The organism is Pirellulales bacterium, assembly GCA_036499395.1.
Taxonomy (GTDB): domain Bacteria; phylum Planctomycetota; class Planctomycetia; order Pirellulales; family JACPPG01; genus JACPPG01.
In genome coordinates this window covers 175333-193706 of the sequence record DASYDW010000064.1, presented here as the reverse complement: position 1 = coordinate 193706, position 18374 = coordinate 175333, and the positions used below count along the sequence as shown (strand labels likewise).

General features: G+C 59.8%; 14 protein-coding genes. 8 read left to right on the top strand and 6 right to left on the bottom strand.

Going from position 1 to position 18374, the window contains the following annotated elements; translation table 11 throughout:
* The first annotated feature begins 268 nt into the window (after positions 1-268).
* The 4 genes from VGN12_11960 to rsmA all read left to right on the top strand — a co-directional run bounded on the left by VGN12_11960 (position 269) and on the right by rsmA (position 3805).
* Positions 269-1231, top strand: a complete 963-nt coding sequence (locus tag VGN12_11960) for a phosphatidylserine decarboxylase (protein ID HEY4310158.1) — start codon at positions 269-271, stop codon at positions 1229-1231.
* Positions 1232-1298: 67 nt separating this feature from the next.
* Positions 1299-2174 (top strand): CDP-diacylglycerol--serine O-phosphatidyltransferase, encoded by an 876-nt coding sequence (gene pssA / locus VGN12_11955; GenBank protein HEY4310157.1) that lies wholly within the window; start codon positions 1299-1301, stop codon positions 2172-2174.
* Between the two features lie 106 nt (positions 2175-2280).
* A complete protein-coding gene (locus VGN12_11950) occupies positions 2281-2883 on the top strand; it encodes a riboflavin synthase (protein HEY4310156.1) in 603 nt (200 codons plus the stop codon).
* 7 nt (positions 2884-2890) lie between these two features.
* Positions 2891-3805 carry a 16S rRNA (adenine(1518)-N(6)/adenine(1519)-N(6))-dimethyltransferase RsmA gene (gene rsmA, locus VGN12_11945; GenBank protein ID HEY4310155.1) on the top strand — a complete coding sequence of 305 codons (915 nt, stop codon included), beginning with the start codon at positions 2891-2893 and terminating at the stop codon, positions 3803-3805.
* Positions 3806-3832: 27 nt separating this feature from the next.
* Here the strand turns inward: rsmA and VGN12_11940 are convergent, their stop codons facing one another.
* From VGN12_11940 to pepF, 6 genes are all read right to left on the bottom strand, one after another.
* Positions 3833-4396, bottom strand: a complete 564-nt coding sequence (locus VGN12_11940) for an elongation factor P (protein ID HEY4310154.1) — start codon at positions 4394-4396, stop codon at positions 3833-3835.
* A gap of 146 nt (positions 4397-4542) precedes the next feature.
* Positions 4543-5010 (bottom strand): hypothetical protein, encoded by a 468-nt coding sequence (locus VGN12_11935; GenBank protein HEY4310153.1) that lies wholly within the window; start codon positions 5008-5010, stop codon positions 4543-4545.
* Between the two features lie 129 nt (positions 5011-5139).
* The gene (locus VGN12_11930; protein ID HEY4310152.1) at positions 5140-6669 is read right to left on the bottom strand and encodes a SpoVR family protein; all 1530 of its coding nucleotides are present in this window, start codon (positions 6667-6669) and stop codon (positions 5140-5142) included.
* 74 nt (positions 6670-6743) lie between these two features.
* Positions 6744-7850, bottom strand: a complete 1107-nt coding sequence (locus tag VGN12_11925; protein ID HEY4310151.1) for a DUF444 family protein — start codon at positions 7848-7850, stop codon at positions 6744-6746.
* 116 nt (positions 7851-7966) lie between these two features.
* Positions 7967-10012, bottom strand: coding sequence for a serine protein kinase (locus VGN12_11920; GenBank protein HEY4310150.1), 2046 nt, complete (start codon positions 10010-10012; stop codon positions 7967-7969).
* A 666-nt stretch (positions 10013-10678) separates the two neighbouring features.
* Positions 10679-12481 carry an oligoendopeptidase F gene (gene pepF, locus VGN12_11915; protein ID HEY4310149.1) on the bottom strand — a complete coding sequence of 601 codons (1803 nt, stop codon included), beginning with the start codon at positions 12479-12481 and terminating at the stop codon, positions 10679-10681.
* A 92-nt stretch (positions 12482-12573) separates the two neighbouring features.
* On the opposite strand from pepF, the gene VGN12_11910 reads away from it, so the two are divergent.
* The 4 genes from VGN12_11910 to VGN12_11895 all read left to right on the top strand — a co-directional run bounded on the left by VGN12_11910 (position 12574) and on the right by VGN12_11895 (position 18338).
* Complete coding sequence (locus VGN12_11910) at positions 12574-12870, top strand: hypothetical protein (GenBank protein HEY4310148.1); 297 nt, start codon at positions 12574-12576, stop codon at positions 12868-12870.
* A gap of 363 nt (positions 12871-13233) precedes the next feature.
* Positions 13234-14550: an adenylosuccinate synthase gene (locus VGN12_11905; protein HEY4310147.1), complete on the top strand. Its 1317-nt coding sequence runs from the start codon at positions 13234-13236 to the stop codon at positions 14548-14550.
* A gap of 73 nt (positions 14551-14623) precedes the next feature.
* Entirely contained in the window at positions 14624-15379 is a 756-nt protein-coding gene (locus tag VGN12_11900) for an isoprenyl transferase (GenBank protein ID HEY4310146.1), read from the top strand.
* 337 nt (positions 15380-15716) lie between these two features.
* The gene (locus VGN12_11895) at positions 15717-18338 is read left to right on the top strand and encodes a hypothetical protein (protein HEY4310145.1); all 2622 of its coding nucleotides are present in this window, start codon (positions 15717-15719) and stop codon (positions 18336-18338) included.
* The last annotated feature ends 36 nt before the right edge of the window (positions 18339-18374 follow it).

The window sequence follows — 18374 nt, the reverse complement described above, 5'->3', positions numbered from 1 at the left end:
ATTCGTGCGAACGCCATTGTGCGATATGCCCCCCTCTGCGTTCAAGGAGGGGGCGCAGAGCTTTCGGCCGAGCATGCCGGAACGGTCGCTCTGGTACGGGGAACTGGGGCGCAATGCTGACGAACGCGGAAAAAGCAGTCTCCTGGCGAGTGAGACGTGCCTCCGGTACGATTGGTCGGTGCAGCGGCTCTCTCTGGGGGGCCGACTTGCGGACCACCCCTTGATGACCCCCTCAGGCCACGGCCCCACCAGGCCACGACAGTTCGCGATGCCCCACGCTGATCTTGAATCCCACCAGGCAGGAGTGGAACCGCTGCCAGCGAACATCACCAGCGTACAGCCAGGGGGTGGCGTTTGTTACAGCTTGGAACTGGCTTGGGGGCATGTGCGACGATGGTATCTGCGCACCTTCCGCCGCGGTTATGTGGCTCGCATGGCTGCTTTGCGTCAGGGCGACACGACGGGTGCGCCGCACGAGATTCTCGATCCGCGCGATTTGAAATACTGCCGCAATTTATGTACAGCCGCGTGGAGCCCGGCGGACGATCCTTTCGCCTGGCGCGAACGGATCCCGTTTGCCCGATGGGGGTTGGCCGAACTGCAACTGATGGGCTACCCGCTTCTGGCGGGGACCGTGGCGCTGGCTTTGTCACGATTCTGGCCACTCGCGATACCACTTGCCGTGGTTCTATTTCTGATCGTCTATTTCTTCCGCGATCCGCCGCGTCGGATATCGCAAGAACCTGGGCTTATGGTGTCGCCGGCGGATGGCAAGGTTGTCGAAATCGCGCAGCTAGAAAACGATCCGTTCGTGGGAGGGCCGGCGGTAAGAATCGGCCTGTTTCTGTCGATCTTTAACGTCCATTTGAACCGTAGTCCCTGCGATGCGCGGGTGCTATGCTTGAAGTATTCGCCAGGCAAATTCCTGAGTGCGTTGCGCCCCGACAGTGCGTGGGAAAACGAGGCCATGTGGATCGGACTGGAAGATGCCAGCCCCGCGCGACGCAGGTTGGTTGTGCGGCAGATTGCCGGTCAGTTTGCCCGCCGCATCGTGTGCAGCCTGCGACCGGGCGAGTCGGTATCGCGTGGGCATCGTTTCGGCATGATCAAGCTGGGCTCGCGCACCGAGTTGATCCTGCCGGCGACCGAAGGGTTGGAGATCGTGACGCGCATCGGCGAGCGAGTCGTGGCCGGAAGCAGCATCCTGGCCCGCTACAAAGACGCCGAATAAGAACATAAAGTTCCGAGAGTCATTTTGTGGACGGTGCCGGAGGCGCCACCGAATCGAGACACCGAGCATGATGGCACGCATTCGTACCGTGGCGGTTTTGCCAACGATGTTTACGTTGGCCAACCTGGTCTGCGGGTTTTTCGCGATCGTCGTGGCGGCGCGCGTCGACGCGCCGACGTCGAGCGATATTCCGATCGCGTCGCCGCTCGGGACGCGCAGCCCCATGAAGGCGATGCAAGCGCTCGACAAGAACGATCCGACGCACAACGTGATGCTGAGCGGCTGGTTGATCTTCCTGGCCATGCTGTTCGACGCGTTGGACGGGCATGTGGCTCGCTTGTCGAATTGGACGAGCGATTTTGGCGCCCAACTCGACAGCCTGTCCGACCTGGTGACGTTTGGCGTCGCGCCCGCGTTCTTGCTAGTGAAAATGTGTCCCAGCTTTACCTATTTGCACCATGATTGGGCATGGGTGATCGCGGCGTCGTATGTTTCGTGCGCTGCGCTGCGCCTGGCGCGGTTCACGATCGACACGGGCGAAGACGATGACCATTTGCATTTCACTGGGCTCCCCAGCCCGGCCGCCGCGGCCTCGATTGCTGGTTTTGCGATTATGTTTTACACACTCCGCAAGGCGGATAACCCGTTGGTGTTTGCCGAAAGCATCGACTCGGCGCTGCAGACCGTTTTGCCGTTTTTCGCAGCCTTGGTGGCACTGCTGATGGTGTCGCGCATTCCCTATCCTCATCTTGTCAATCAAATGTTCTCCGGTCAGCGCAGCCTGGGACATATCGTTGGGCTGATGTTCGCCACGGTCGCGATCATGGTCATTCGCGGCTATGCGGTGCCGATGGTGTGCTGCGGGTTCGTGGCGATGGGGCCAATACAATACGCCTGGCAGGAATATGTCGATCGCCAGCCGCATAAAGATCCGCTCTTCTGAGCGTTCGCGCGCTAGCGCAAGCATGATTGCGATCGCTCGAATTATTTGCGCCGCATGAAATGAGTTCCGACTCTGTCAACTGCCCTCTGCCTGCTGCCGACTTATTATGTTCACCGGTCTCGTACAATCGCTCGCCGAAGTTGCCAAAGTCGAAGCTCGCGCGCCGGGCCAATTGCTGGTTTTGCGCGCGCCGGAGCAAGCGCCGACGACGCAGTTGGGCGATAGTGTGGCGATCAATGGCTGCTGCCTGACCTGTGTGGCAATCGACGGCGCGTTATTGTCGTTCGAGGCCGGGGCCGAAACGCTGAGTCGTACGAATCTGGGAGAGCTTGCGCCCGGAGATCGGGTTAACGTTGAGCTTTCACTGGCGCTGGGGGACAAACTCGGTGGCCACCTGGTGACGGGGCACGTCGACGCGGTCGGCAAGCTTGAGCGGCGCGACGATGATGCCGACTGGTCGACCTGTTGGTTCGAGTTTCCGCCCGAATTGCGCCGGCAAATGGCCAGCAAGGGTTCGATTGCCGTCGATGGCGTCAGTCTGACTTTGGTGGGTGTCGAGCCGACCCGCTTCAGCGTCGCGTTGATTCCGCATACGCTGGCCCACACCACCCTGGGTAGGCTGGCCCCTGGCAGCCGGGTGAATCTGGAAACCGACCTGGTAGCCAAGTACGTTCAGCAGCAAACCGTTGCGTGGCAGATGCCACAATAGAAAGGCGATGACCATCTCGACCAATACGCAAACGCAGTCGTTTTTGATGCGCCGCTTCCGGGAAGTGGGGCTCGAGCCCAATGCCAAGCGCGGGCAGAATTTCCTCGTCGATCTGAATCTGCTGCGCTTGCTGTTAGACGCGGCGCAACTCGACGAGCGGGACGTCGTGCTGGAGGTCGGTACGGGCATGGGCTCGCTGACTGCGCTCGTGGCGCCCTTGGTGGCGGCCGTGGTGACGGTCGAGATTGATAAGCAATTGCATCAATTGGCCAGCGAGGAATTGATCGATTGCGAGAACGTACGGCTCCTGTCGCTCGATGCGCTGCGCAACAAGAACAACCTGGCCGACGAAGTGCTGGAGGCGGTCGGACAGGAGCTGAATGCTGCGCCAGGACGCCGATTCAAGCTGGTTGCCAATCTGCCGTATGCCGTGGCTACGCCCGTCATTTCGAACTTGCTTGCCGGGGATCTAACACCAACGAGCATGACGGTGACGATTCAAAAGGAATTGGCCGATCGCATCATGGCTCGTCCCAGCACCAAGGATTACAGCGCCCTGACCGTTTGGATGCAGGCGCAGTGTCGCATCGAACTCGTGCGGGTGATGCCGCCGACGGTTTTTTGGCCGCGGCCGAAAGTCAACTCGGCGATCATCCACGTCGTGGTCGACGAGGAGCTGCGCAGTCGGATTCCAGACCGTGCGTTCTTCCACGAATTCGTACGGTCGATGTTCTTCCATCGCCGCAAATTCCTGCGCAGCGAACTGGCCAGCGCCTTCAAGGGGCGTTTCACGAAGACCGACGCCGACGAAATCATGGCGTCTCTGGAACTCGGCCCCACAACTCGGGCCGAGGAGCTGGACGTCGATGCGATGCTGCGACTATGCGCGGCCGTGCGGGCGCGACTGCCCGCGGTAGAGTAGCTGTCTCGCCGCGTCCGATCGGTCTTGCTACGCGCGGGAGAGAAAATCCCCGGTGCGGCTATCGACCTTAATGATTTCGCCGGTCGACAGGTACTCGGGCACCTGCACGACCAGGCCGGTTTCGAGCGTCGCGGCCTTCGTGCGGCCGGTGGCCGAATTGCCGCGGACGGCCGGATCGGTTTGACTGATCGTCAGCTCAACGGTTTGCGGAATTTGCAGGCCGACGGCCAGATCGTTGTAGATCAGAATCTGCACACCCTCGAGCCGATCGGTGAGGTATTTCGCCTCTTCTTCGATGTCGGCCAAGGGGAGGGTGTACTGATTGAAATCTTCCTCGTCCAAGAAGTGCATGTCCGACGCGTCGGAGTACATCAATTTGACCGGGCGACGTTGAAAATCTGCCTCGGGAAGCGATTCGCCCCCTTTCAGCACAATGTCGACCTTCTGTTTCGTGACCAGGTTCCTGGCCCGATACTTATACAACGTGGCGGCGCCCCGAGCCGAGGGGCTCTGCACCGAAATCCCCTCGATCATGCAAGGGGCATCCTGGTAGTTGAGAATCGCGCCGCGTTTGATGTCTTTGGCAATCATGGCTGTTAGTTTGCCGAAACGGCGCCGATTATCAAGTCCCCAGAATCCGGCCAGGAATCCGCAGGGGCTGCCGGAAGATTACCACGCCGGGCACCGAAGGGACGCGATCGCGGGCGCCGATTCGCGTCGATTAATTCCCTCGGAACTTAAGCGGCAGCGGCCGAGAAGTCACCCACCAGGCGGAAGAAGACTTCGCGCGTCAGGTGCATGGGGACCGTTTCGCGGACATTGCCGGGGGTCTTCACGTACCGGCACAGACTGAGTGATCCGCCGCGCTTCGCGACCAGCTCGTAGTAGCTGGTGCGGTCTTCGTCTCGATCGGGCGGGTTCGAACGCAATTGCACGACGCATTGCTCGGCGTCGAATTCGATCGGGTTGATCGGTTCCAGCAAATAGGTGAGCCGCGCCGAAAGCTTCTCGCCCAACCGCTTCAAATCGTCCGGCGTCTTCGTCGCCAGCGCCGCGGTCGAAAGCTCGAAGTGGCTCAGCGCACAAGCCAGCGAATCGAGCACCGTGAAGTCGCAGGTCAGTCGCTGGCCGTCGTCTTCGACATCGAACCGAAACGGCGCTTGAGCCGTTTGCAGGGTAACACGTGCCTGTGCGAGCAGGGTCATAAACGCACCTCTTTCGTTCCCTCCCTGGTTGCTTCCTTGCGGAGATCAACCGACGAGGCCCCTGTTCCAGGCACTCGGGAGCGAAGTCCCTAACTTTTCCGACCTGACGCCGGACCACGCTATAGTCTTTTATCCCTTAACCGCCTGCGCGGTCACTTGATTCTGGGTATGTTCCGTGCCGTCGAAGCTGAGCACCGTGGACACGCCTTCCAACTGGGTCTCGATATGGACCGGGCGGGTCCACAGGCGGGCCAAAGCGCTGAGCGTGTCTTTGGCGTAGCCGGTGTGCAGTTCGACCCCATTAAACTCGTGCGACAGGAACAGCTCACCGCGATTCTTGTGGTTGCCGTCGCGAACCGTAATCAGGGGCTGGCCGCGGTTGGTCAGGCTGTACAGCAATCGCTGCTTGATCTTGGGGAATTCTCGGCTCTCGATTTCATAGTAATCGGCTTCCTGGTTGTAGCCGAACGAGAACAATTTATGTTCCCGACAAAAATCGAGCGTCAAAAAGGTATCGATGAATGTCAAATCGTTGTGGATCGCGCGGACCTCGAAGATCTTCTTGCGGCCGAGCCTCGTCTCTTGATGCCAGTCTCGCCTGGCGGCCAGGTCATCGCATTCCTCGAATTCGCGGCCGAAGCGACCGCGGTTCCAGCGATCCTCGATATCACGGAATAGCTCGATCCCCAGCTTGTAGGGGTTCAACCGGCCGGGCGAGGTGGCCATCGTGCCCGAGTGATGATCGCAGTAGTGGATCACATCCGCGGCGCACAAGCCCTGACGGGTCATGATCGTGGAATGCCAGTAGCTGGCCCAGCCCTCGTTCATGATCTTGGTCTGCGCCTGTGGTGCGAAGTAGTACGCCTCGTCGCGCAGCATCGACAGGACGTCAAGCTGCCAGGTTTTTAGCGGAGCATGCTCGAGGATGAACAGCATCACGTCGCGCAGCGGCACGGCCGGAAAATTCTCTTCCTTTTCGCGATGCCGCCGCTGGGCTGCCATTTCGGCTTCGAGCGCGGCGGGCGGATTGACGAACGCGTCCATGTAGTTTTTGGCCTGAAAGCGACCTGGCACCGACTCGTCGTCTTCGTCATCGCGCGGGCCGATGTCAAATCGCGGCCGGTCGTCGCGCCGCTTGATGAACGGCGAATGGACGTCGATCAGGTCTTCGATGCTCAGGCAGCAATCGATGAACTCTTCCACCGCTTCCACGCCGAAGCGATCCATATAGCGGCGAATCCGATTGCCATGATTCGCCATGTGATCCATCATCTTGCGATCGGTATTGGCGAACCAGGCATTGTTCTTGAAGAAGTCGCAATGCCCATAGACGTGGGCCATCACCAACTTTTGGTCCGTCGTCGCATTCGACTTCATCAAGTACGCGTAGCAAGGATCATTATTGATCACCAACTCGTAGATCTTCTGCAGTCCGTAGGTGTAGCCCTTCGAAAGCTGCTCGTACTCCATTCCAAAGCGCCAATGCGGATAGCGCGTGGGAAAGCCCCCGTAAGCCGCGATGGCATTAAGCTGGTCGCAATCGACAACCTCGAAGATGGTCGGAAAGAAGTCCAGGCCGTGGCCGCGCGCGTATTCCTCGATCTGGACCTGCAATTCGGCCAGATCCGGAGGCAGCGACGTGTCGGTATGCATGGCCATGACGGAGACCCTGAAAGATGTTTCAAGCGAATGCAACTGGCGTGCCGGATGGCACGTCGGCCACGATTGCGCCGTTACTTTCCCTTGCCTAGAAATGCTTTGATCGAGTCGTAAATAGCTTCCTTGTCGCGAATCTCAGAGAGCACCAGCTTGTCGACATTGTCCGAGACGCCCATCCGCAGCGACCGCATGTATTCGCCGCTTCCGTAGGGGCTTTCCACTTGTCCGTAACAGAATAGATTCGATACCGGCAGCAGATGTTCGCGCAACAGTCGCAGGCTGGCTTCGTTGTCCTCGCCCCAATTGTCTCCGTCCGAAAATTGGAAGCAGTAAATATTCCAATCCGCGGGCGAGAACTCGCGAGCGATCAGATCGACGCACACTTTATAGGCACTACTGATGCGCGTGCCGCCACTTTCGCGGGTGCGATAGAACGTGTCCTCGTCGACTTCTTTGGCCGCAGCGTCGTGAATGATGTAGCGCGTCTCGAGCCCGTTGTATTGGCTTTTCAGCCAGGTATCGATCCAGAAGGCCTCGGTCCGCACGATCTGTTTTTGCTCGTCGGTCATCGAGCCTGACACGTCCATCATGTAGATGGCGACGGCGCTGGCGTCTGGCTGCGGAATCTTTACCCAAGAGCGGTAGCGCTTGTCTTCACGGATGGGGACCACGCGCGGCGTGTCGGCGTCGTAGGTGCTGGACGAAACCTGGCGGCGTAGCGCCTGAATGTAGGTGCGTTTGAAATGCCGCAACGATTCCGGCCCTAGCCGGCGAATGCTGGTGAAGCGAGTTTTTTCCTGAATGACGTTGCTACGCCCCTTGGGTTCGATGCGTGGCAGTTCGAGTTCGTCACCAAGGATCTGCGCGAGTTCTTCCAGCGAGATATCGACCTCGAGGATGTGTGCGCCGGGATCGCTGCCGGCTTGCCCAGTGCCATCGCCGGGCTCGCCCTGGCCGGCGCCGATCGGCGAACCCACCTCGCCTTCGCCCTGGCCGACTCCGCCCGAGCCATTTTTGCCGAAGCGAAAATGCGGCACGTCGAGCTGGGGAATCGGGATGCTGACAAGGTCGCGCCCCTGCCGGCCGATCATCTCGCCGTGGGTTACATACTTCCGCAGATTCTGGCGAATCTTGCCGCGGACAATCTGCCGAAAGCGTGATTGATCCCGTTCCACCTTCATGGCTTCACTCGTTCAAAATGATGAATGCGGAATGATCGCGAGAGTGGAAAAAACGAACAATTGTCGTTCATCGTTCCGTCGCGTTCATTATTCTGCATTCGTCGATGGTCATTTCCCTATGGCTTGGCATCTCCGCGGGCGAAAATACTGGCCACATAATTTAGTACGTCCGTGGCGCTCTCATCGTCGTAGCCGTAATCGCGAATTAGTCGACCCTTCACCACGTCGATCTTGGCTTGCGTGTCGGCGTCCACGACCTTCGAGACCAGGCTCGTTAGCTTGATCGAATCCTTCTGGTCCTCGAACAGTTTGAGTTCGAGCGCCTTGTTCAATCGCTCGTTGGTCTTGTAGTCAAACTTGCGGCCGTCGATCGATAGCGCGCCGATGTAGTTCATGATCTCGCGGCGGAAGTCGTCTTTGCGGCTTTCTGGGATGTCGATCTTTTCCTCGATCGATCGCATCAGCCGCTCGTCAGGCTCCTGGTATTGGCCAGTGAATTTGTTCTTCACCTTTTCGCGCTGTGTGTACGCCTTCACATTGTCGATGTAATTGCCGCACAGCCGGGACAGGGCGTCCTCGTCAGCCGCGATGGCGCGCTGCACCTCGTTCTTGACAATGTTCTCGTATTCTTCTTTGACCACTCCCAGCAACTCGCGGTAGTGATTTCGCATCTCTTCGCTGGTGATCAGCGTGTGATGTTTGAGCCCCGCTTCGATCTCGTTCAAAACCATGAACGGATTGATGCTGGTCGCGTCGGGATGTGCCACCAGGGCGTTCGAGATCTTGTCCTGCACGTAGCGCGGCGAGATGCCGTGCATTCCCTCGGTGATGGCCTGGTCACGCAGTTCTTTGACGTTGTCCTCGGTAAAGCCGGGCAGGCTTTTGCCGTTGTACAGCTTCAATTTCTGCAGCAGTGACAAGCTGGCATTTTTCGGCGGCTCGAGCCTGGTAAGGATGGCCCACATGGCGGCCATTTCGATCGTGTGCGGCGCGATATGCTTGCCCTGCACTTTTTCTTTGTTGTAGTCCTTTTCGTAGATGCGAACTTCGTTAGTCAGCGTGGTCACATATGGCACGTCGATCTTCACCGTGCGGTCGCGCAACGCTTCCATGAACTCGTTGTTCTGCAGGCGGCGATATTCCGGTTCGTTCGTGTGACCGAGAATTACTTCGTCGATGTCCGTTTGCGCGAATTTCTTCGGCTTGACCTTATGCTCCTGGCTGGCGCCCAGCAGGTCGTAAAGAAATGCCACGTCCAGCTTCAGCACTTCGACGAATTCGACAATGCCACGATTGGCGATGTTGAATTCGCCGTCGAAATTGAATGCGCGCGGGTCGCTATCGCTGCCGTACTCGGCGATCTTGCGATAGTTGATATCGCCCGTCAGTTCGGTCGAGTCCTGATTTTTCTCGTCCTTCGGCTGGAAGGTGCCGATGCCGACACGATCTTTTTCGCTGAGAATCAAACGCTTGACGCGCACGTCCTGCACGACGCGCGTCCAGTCGCCGGCATAATGCTTTAGCCGCTCGTTGTACACGTAACGGCAGAAGGGGCAAAGTTCTCCCTTGATCTTGGCGCGGTAGTCGCCTGCGCCTCGTTCAGCGTTCAGATTCGCCTCGACATCAGCGCGGAACCGGCTGGGAATGATGTGCAGCGGCTCCTCGTTCATCGGGCACCAATGCACGGTCTGCGAGTCCTCCAGATCGACCCAGCCCAACGTGTAGAGTGCGCCCTCATCGCGGGCGGAGTACCGCTCCAGCCCTTTCTTCAATTGGCGGGCGATCGTGCTTTTGCTGCTGCCGACGGGGCCGTGAAGTAATAGAACTCGCTTCTCGATGCCGTAGCCCTGGGCGGCGCTTTTGAAGGCGTTGACTAGCAAGGAGAGCTGGTGTTCCAGACCAAAGACGGCGTCGGCGCCTTCGCTGTCCGGATCTTCGAAGAAGCGATAGCGAACGTGCTTTTCGCGCCCTTCTTCGTAGGCATCAGTCCCGTAGGACATGATCATGTCGTAGACGCGCTCGAAGGCGTTGCGAGTCACCTTCGGATTGGCGCGGACCAGGTCGAGGTATTCCTCGAACGAGCCTTCCCAATTCTTCTTGCGAAACTGCTCTAGGTCTTGTCGCTCGGCGATAATCTCGATAATCGAACGTCCATTGGCCATTGCTGGTACTCCACGACGTTGCTCGTCGTTCCCAGGCGCCGCGCGGCGTCCGTCCGCACGTTACACGCACACCCCTGGTTTTTTTGACCATCAACGATCCACGACAGCTCCGACGCTCGGGCTGCCTGCTCCGGGCTTTCCGCGCCTTCCCTGCGATCTCACCCTGGCGACGTGCGCTAGCCGAGCGCGGGGATGGAAACTTCCCGAGCGCGCAGCAGCAAACGCGTTCGCCTAAGCGACCAGAAGGGAAGGTTGGAAAAGAACGCCCGGTGCGGAAGTGAACCGAAGGTAGGCCGTGCCTCTAACTCTGGGCCGAGATGGTGGACTTCCAAATCCGCACACCTCGCCTATCTCTACCCAACTTCAAGTATTGCCTCGATCCCCAATAACGGCAATACATACTTTTATGCCATAAGCCCGGAATGGCACGACTCGCTCGGGAATTCTCGACGTTTGCGGCCGTTTATTCTGTCGCGATTCGCCGGGCGGCGACCCGTTCTGCTGGGTGCTATGGCGCGCGACCGTTGCTAGCAAGTGTTTCGCGGATCGAACGGCAAATGCTCCGATGGGACACCACGGTCGGTGTTACCGCCACGATCGATTTCGTCGCCCTGAAGCGTCGTCGATGCACCCGACAATGCGTTCGATCATAGCCGGGCGGACGCCTTACAACAGCTCGTCCAACTCATCCACGAGCTTGCGGAAGTACGCCAGCGCCGTGTCGACGGGCTCGGGCTTTTCCATATCGACCCCCGCGTCGCGCAGCAAATCCAGTGGGTCTTTCGAGCAGCCCCCTTTGAGGAAATTCTGGTAGTCCTCGACGGCTCCCTTCACGCCCGCGGTGACGCGCTCGGAAAGCGCGATCGCCGCCGAAAGCCCTGTGGCGTACTTGTAGACATAGAACGCGCTGTAGAAGTGCGGAATACGGAAGCACTCGAGCGATAGTTCCGGATCGAGCGTGAACTCAGGGCCGAAGTAGGCTTCCAGCAACTCGCGATAGACGCTTTTGAAGCGATCGACCGTCAGCGGTTCGTTCTGCTCGGCCAGCTCGTGTGTGATCTTCTCGAATTCGGCGAACATCGTCTGTCGCAAGATCGTGCCGCGGATGGCGTCGATCTCGCGATTGATGAGAAACGCCCGTTCGCGATCGTCGCGAGCGTTGCGCATCAGATGCTTGCTCAGCAACTGTTCGTTGAAGGTGCTGGCGACCTCGGCCACGAAGATCGTGTAGTTGTAGTACTGGAAGGGCTGCGCCTTGGCCGAGTAGTACGAGTGCATCGAATGCCCGGCCTCGTGCGCTAGCGTAAAGACGTGATCCAGCACCTCGGGCTGAAAGTTCATCAGGATAAAAGGCTCGCCATCGTACGAACCCGAGCTGAAGGCGCCGCTCTGCTTTCCCTGGTTCTCGTAGCGATCGCACCACCGGCCGGAGAGTCCGTTCTCCAGCACGCTGCCGTATTCGCTGCCCAAGGGCACAAGCGATTCGATGACGACGTTCACCGCCTCGTCCCACGTGTGGTGCGATTTCAGCTCGCTGAGAATCGGCACGTACGTGTCGTAATGGTGGATGTCCTTTAGCTTCATCTTCCGCCGCCGCAGGTCGTAATAGTGATGCAAGGCCGGCAGATTATGCCTTACGGCCGTGATCAGGTTGTCATAGACCTTTTGCGGCACCTTGTCGGGGAACAGTGCCGCCGCGAGCGAACCTTCGTAACCGCGGGCTCGGGCGTAGTAGATGTCGCGCTGCACCGAGCCAGCCAGTGTCGCGGCCAGCGTGTTCTCATGCGCGGCAAACTGGTGGTAGTACTGGCGAAAGGCCGCTTCGCGCAACGTGCGTTTGGGAGATTGCAGCAGAGACGAGAACGAAGCGTGGCTCAGCTCGACGGTTTCGCCCTGGTCGTTCTTGATCGTGCCGAATTTCAAGTCGGCGTTGTTCAGTTGGCGGAAAACCTGATTGGCCGTGACCGACATCTCGCTCTGCATGGCCAGCAACTTTTCCTCGCCGTCAGACAGCGTGTGCGGCTTGTACCGCAACAATCGCTCGAGCGACAGCCGGTACGGAGCCAATTCTTTGGCGACCAGGAACTTCTTCATCTTGGCCGCGGGAATGGCCATAATCTCGGGCCGAATGTAGCTGGCCACCTGGCCGGCGCGGCTGGCGGCATTGTGAAAGCGCCCCTGCATCCGCTGATAGGTGCTATTGGCCGTGTCCTCGGCCGTTTTCAGGAATGCGTACGTTCCCAGCCGTTCGGCGGCGCGATCCATTTCGGCGTCGAACTTGAAGCAGGCGGCGATTTCCTTGGCCCCGGCGGCCAAGGTGCCACGGAACTTGTCGTAGCCGCTGATCCGCTTTTCCCAACGCTTGAAAGCCGTCTCCCACGCCTCATCCGTTTCGAAAAGGCTCGTCAAATCCCATTGGTCGGTCGCTTTGACTTGGCTGCGCTTCGGCAAATGCTTGATTTTTGTCATGGCCACTCGGCTGAGAAATCGTTGAAAACCTGCTGGGCGAAATCCACCAACTACAGAAGCCCATTGGTATCGCGTCGGAGCGGCGGACGCCAGTGGCTGGTATCAGGCCGCTCTTTGTCATTTCCATTGCCGTGCATGTCATCATCCGCATTGACGGCGCGCATACCGCTCAGGTCGCGGGGGACTTACGCGCCGCAGGTATGCACGTCGAGGGCACCGTAGGTGCGATCGGGTCGATCTGTGGTCGTGGCAGCGGCGATCGGTTGCTCATCGGGGCCAGCGCGCAGGGGGAAGCGGACGTCGAGCCAGGACATTCCTTCCGGCTCTTGCGCCGCGGTTTGCACGGGTGCAAAACGGTGTCGCAGACGTTCTCCCGCCGGTTCGGCTAGTTACGGCGGTGCTCGAACAAAGCCACGAAATTCCCCGCTTTTGGTCGGTGCCGGCAATGGCCAAGGTCTGGCCGCCTCTTGACCCCCTGTCCGGCTGGCTTAGACTGATGCGTTTGGACAGATGTCTCGGACCGGGACTGGGGCCCTGCGCGCTGGCCAGGCCCGAACGCTTTCGATCGGTTTTCGCTCTGAGATCAGGCGCGAAGTTCGAATGCGGACGGTGGCTGAGCCCGGCGGGTCGTATCGGCACACTGCTCCCGAACCGGCTTCGCCGTGAGACGTGACCTCGGGCGAAGCGGATCAGCGAGTCGTTCGTGAATTCTGCCTGCACTTAAACCCTCGTTTTTTCAAAGGTCGTGATCCGTGCCTGGACTTTGCGTCATTGGATTGCAGTGGGGCGACGAAGCGAAGGGCAAGATCGTCGATCTATTGACCCGTTCGAACGACATCGTCGTCCGTTACCAAGGGGGTGCAAACGCCGGCCATACCGTGGTAACCGGGGGGCAAACGTATAAGTTGTCGCTCATTCCCAGCGGCATTCTGCGCCCAGATGTGCAATGCGTCATTACGGGTGGAGTCGTGTTGAACCCTCCCAGCATCCTGGGTGAGATCGACGGACTGGTCGCCCGCGGTGTCGCGGTGGACAAGAATCTCGTGATTAGCGATCGGGCGCATGTGATCTTCCCGTGGCACCTGGAAGAGGATCGCCTGAGCGAAGGGCGCGCCAGTGCGGCCGAAGCGATCGGTACCACGCAGCGCGGCATCGGCCCATGCTATCGCGACAAGGTCGGACGCTCGCACGCGATCCGCCTGGGAGATATGTACCGCGACGGCTTCCGGGAAAAAATTGAGCGCGTGTGTGCTTATAAGGACAAGGTCATCGAACTGCTGTCAGGCGAGAGTCGTCCCACGCCGCTCGATCCGGCCAAGATCCATGCCGAATATTGTGCGTATGCCGAACGGCTGCGGCCGCACGTCGCGGACACGACCTCGCTGCTGCTTGACGCTCTCGAAGCCCGGAAGCGTGTCCTCTTCGAAGGAGCCCAAGGGGCCTTGCTGGACGTCGATCACGGCACCTTTCCCTACGTTACCAGCAGTAACAGCTCGGGCGTGGGAATCTCAGGCGGGGCTGGCGTTCCCGGCCGGTATCTCGAGAAAATCATCGGTGTGGTAAAGGCCTACAGCACGCGTGTCGGCGGTGGGCCGTTCCCCACAGAACAAGACAACGAGCTTGGGCAACATTTGCGCGATCGCGGCAATGAATACGGCACCGTCACGCGGCGGCCACGCCGGTGCGGCTGGTTCGACGCCGTTGCCGCGCGCTACACGGCCCGCCTGAGCGGCGTCGATTGCCTGTCGGTCATGCTGCTGGACGTGCTCAGCGAGTTGCCCGAGTTGAAAATCTGCACGGCTTATGAAATCGACGGACGGCGAGTCAGTATGTTTCCGAGTCATGTCGACGACTTGCGCAAGGCGCGGCCGGTTTACGAAACGCTTCCCGGCTGGCGCGAAGAGATATCGGGCATCCGTCACATGGCCGACCTTCCGGTAAACGCTCGTCAATACTTGCAGCGGCTCGGCGAAATCGTCGGGCGTCCGGTGGAGATCGTTTCCGTGGGACCCGATCGCGATCAGACGATGTTCGCCGACACAGTAGCACAACCGGCCGCTGCGGTTTAAGGGGGCAGTCGGCGATCGTCGCGATGTCCCGTCAGTCAGCGAGAGTAGCGCAGACGCCAGGAGTTTTCGGACCGTGACCGAGTCCTCTGTCCAACCCAACGCCGACACGCTCGACGTCCCACGGGATCGCCGCCCTCGGCACGTGGCCGTGATCATGGACGGAAATGGGCGTTGGGCGCAGCGCCGCGGGTTACCTCGCATCGAAGGGCACCGGCACGGCGTCGCCTCGGTGCGACGCACGACCGAAGAGGCCGCTCGGCTGGGGATCGACCAGCTCACGCTCTACTGCCTGTCGAGCGAGAATTGGAAACGCCCGCAGGCCGAGCTTGATTTCCTCATGCACCTGCTGGAGCAGTACCTGATCGAAGAGCGGACCACGCTCATGGACGAGAACATTCGTCTAGCCGTGATCGGCAGCCGAGAGGGCATTCCCGATTTCGTCTTGCGCGAGATGAACAAGACAATCGAGATGACCAGCTCGAACACCGGGATGTTGCTCTGTTTGGCGGTCAATTACGGCAGCCGTGCCGAAATCGCGGCCTCGGTCCGTCAGATTGCCGAAGAGGTGCGGGCCGGCCGGCTGGCTCCCGAAGAGATCAACGAAGAAGCGATCGCTAATCGCCTCTACACGGCCGGCATGCCCGAGCCTGACTTGTTGATTCGTACGGCCGGTGAGATGCGGGTCAGCAATTTCTTGCTCTGGCAGATCAGCTATTCCGAGTTGTGGATCACGGATCAGTGCTGGCCCGAGTTCTCCGAAGGGGACCTGCATGATGCCATTCGCGACTATGCGCAGCGCGACCGCCGCTACGGCGGATTGAATCTCTAAACGCTGCCAGCATTGCTGCCATTGGTGAATCGAGCGAGAACGCTCGCTTTCTGGCGCATTTCGTGGCCCCCAGCCCGCCTCTTTTCTCTGGCCTCACTTGACCGCTAGCGAGCGACGCCCTTTTTCGTCGTTTCGCGCCGGCCAAAGCGCCGATTTAACCTGGTGACGGGGCATGTACCGCTCGGCCGCACTGTCTTGCGCGCACGCAATTTCGATGTGCGACTGTTCGTCGCATTGGAAACTAGCGTGCGTGATGATTCCATGCGAAACGAACGGTACACGTACCAACACAGCGCATCATAGATCCGCATCATTCGGCGCTGACTTGCAGAAACCTATGGATCGCCCTTCTCAAAGCCCGGTCTGGCCGTTCCTGATCGTCGTCGGCATCTTGTTCTTGTTGTGCATCGTTGCACCGCGAGAATGGGAGCGGATCGCGCGTGAGCATCCTTCGCGCGCGTCGAGCGTATTGGCTGAGTATGACCCCGGCCCTCGTTCCGTACCTTGGCCTGCTATCCCGATCGAAGAAGAGACGGTCGGAGACTATCAATCGCAGCGCGGCGTGATCGAGACTGCCGCTGCCCCGCTCGACGCTACAGTGGCGACGACCGTGGCCGAGTTGTTTCCGACTGTTGTCGAGTCGCCCGCCCCTGCGCCGGAACCGCCAACGGCCGATGAACAGCCCCAGGTCGCGGTCGAGGTTCGCGAATTTGCCGCGGAACCTACGCTTGTCGTCGAAGAGCCGAGTGCAGAACAACCGCAGCCGGCGACGCCGATCGAGACACGCCTGACGAACGTCTTGCGTCCTGAAATCGAAAACGCGTCGAGCCACAAACAAGCTCCGGAACTAGAACGTCCCGCAGCACCCCAAGCGACTCTGGTCGCGCAGTCTGCCGACCAGGCGGCACCGGCCGGAAAGCGCCACGATTCGCAGTGGGCCGTACCCGAAGACTTGCTGGAACGTTTGGAAACGCTGGCCTGCGAGTGCGATTGCACGGACTGGTCGATGCGCGTCGAACAGCTCATTCTCGAGCTTTGCGATCATACGAACGCCACCGACGCCCGAGCCCAGGACATTCTCGCACAATTGCGGGCCGCGGCCGGCGAGGTAGACGGACGGATTCCGCAAATCGGTGAACGCAGCGTGGCCATCGAACTTTTACGTGTCCGGCACGGCCTGGTGCGCCGCCTGGATGTTTGGGAGCTGATGCCAGCCGCGTTCGAGCAGAAAATTACAGCCGCCGGACCAAGCGATGCTGACGTCAAGCGATTGAGCGCGGCGCTCGACCGCTTGGACGAGATTACGCGCGCCGCTGGCGCCGAAGGGGAACAATGGCGCCGCTACCTGGCGCTCGATGCGTTACGGACACTTGCAAATACGCAAATCGCACTTTCGGAATCGGATTCGCGCCGAATGGCGCGAGAAATCCAGTCGCGGCTTGAACGTTCGGATTTAACCTATGGCCAACGGACATTCATCAGTAGCCGGCCGGTGGCCGAATTAAGCGCCGCACTGCGTAGCTGGTCACTCGATCCGTTCGATCCGATCCGTTTGCTGGCCGATCTGGAACGCTTCGAAACGTCGAACCAGCCCAGCGACGCCCGGCGCGTCGCGGACGATTACATCGAGTCAGTTTCCCTGGTCGTCAATGGCAGCGAATTGGCTCAGCGGCTGGAGACGAACTACCGCAACGCAAATTTGCGATTTGCCCTGTCCGAGAAACTGCTCAAGCGGTTGCTACCGGGCGCCACGATGACGACCGATCCGGTGCGCGACGAGGTGCTGGGACATCCCACCCGCGGCGTGAGCACGACGTCGACGACGGTCGACGTGAAGCTGGTGCCGGATGCCCGGCGGCTGCGGGTGGCGTTGGAGGCGTCGGGGAAAATTTTCGCAAACACACGCTCGACCAGCGGACCGGCCACGCTGCATACGCAAAGCAATTCGAGCTATCATGCGCGCAAAGTGGTGGACTTGGACCTGCGCGGCATTCGCACCTGGCCGGCCGAGAGCGAGTGCATCGACACCCGCACGCAGCTGCGCTCGGTCAGCACCGATTTCGACGGCGTGCCACTGGTGGGGGCGCTTGTCGAGAATTTTGCCCGTTCGAAGCATGCCGATCAAGAAAGCGAAGTCCGTTCCGTCGTGCGACGCAAGGTCGAAACGCAAGCCCGCCGCAAAATGGATTCGATCACCGAGGAGCGATTGGAGCGCGTCAATCAAATTCTGCAAAACCGCGTACTGAAGCCCCTCGATGCTCTGTCACTTGATCCGCAGGTGATCAGCGCCGAAACATCTGAACAACGCCTGACGATGCGCATGCGGGTCGCGGGCGAGGAGCAATTGGCGGGGCACACACCGCGGCCGCGCGCGCCGGGCGACAGCCTTATGAGTCTGCAACTCCACCAGTCGCTGTTCAACAATATCTGCGAGAAGCTATACCTCAGCGGCCGTACGTTCACCTTGCCCGAGCTGCGCGATCAGTTGAATGAGTCGCTGAACCTGGAAAACAGCCGCTTCATGGATGCTACGGACCAGGACGTGTCGATCACTTTCGCCGATCAAGACGCGGTGCGCGTCTTCTGCGAGCATGGTCGCATCGAATTGGAACTAGCGGTTGCGCGATTGTCGAACGCGGAACGCACCTGGAAAAACTTTCGCGTACGCGTCTTCTACCGGCCCGAGGTCGAAGGACTGCAAGCTCGATTGGTGCGCGACGGCACGGTGCAGGTGATCGGCAGCCGGCTGGCAGGTCAGATTCCTCTGCGCGGGATCTTCAGCAAGGCATTCGCCAAGGATCGTGAACTGGTGCTCGTGGATCCAAAATGGTCGAGCGACGAGCGCACCCGCGATCTGGCCTTCTCGCAATTCGTGATTCAGGACGGCTGGATCGCGGTGTCGGTCGCCGAACCACGGCAAAACGTTGCTCGGCAGTCGCAGCCGGCGTCGGCTCAATAGCCGCGCTGGCGAAATCGCTGTTCGTGCCGGTCCGCT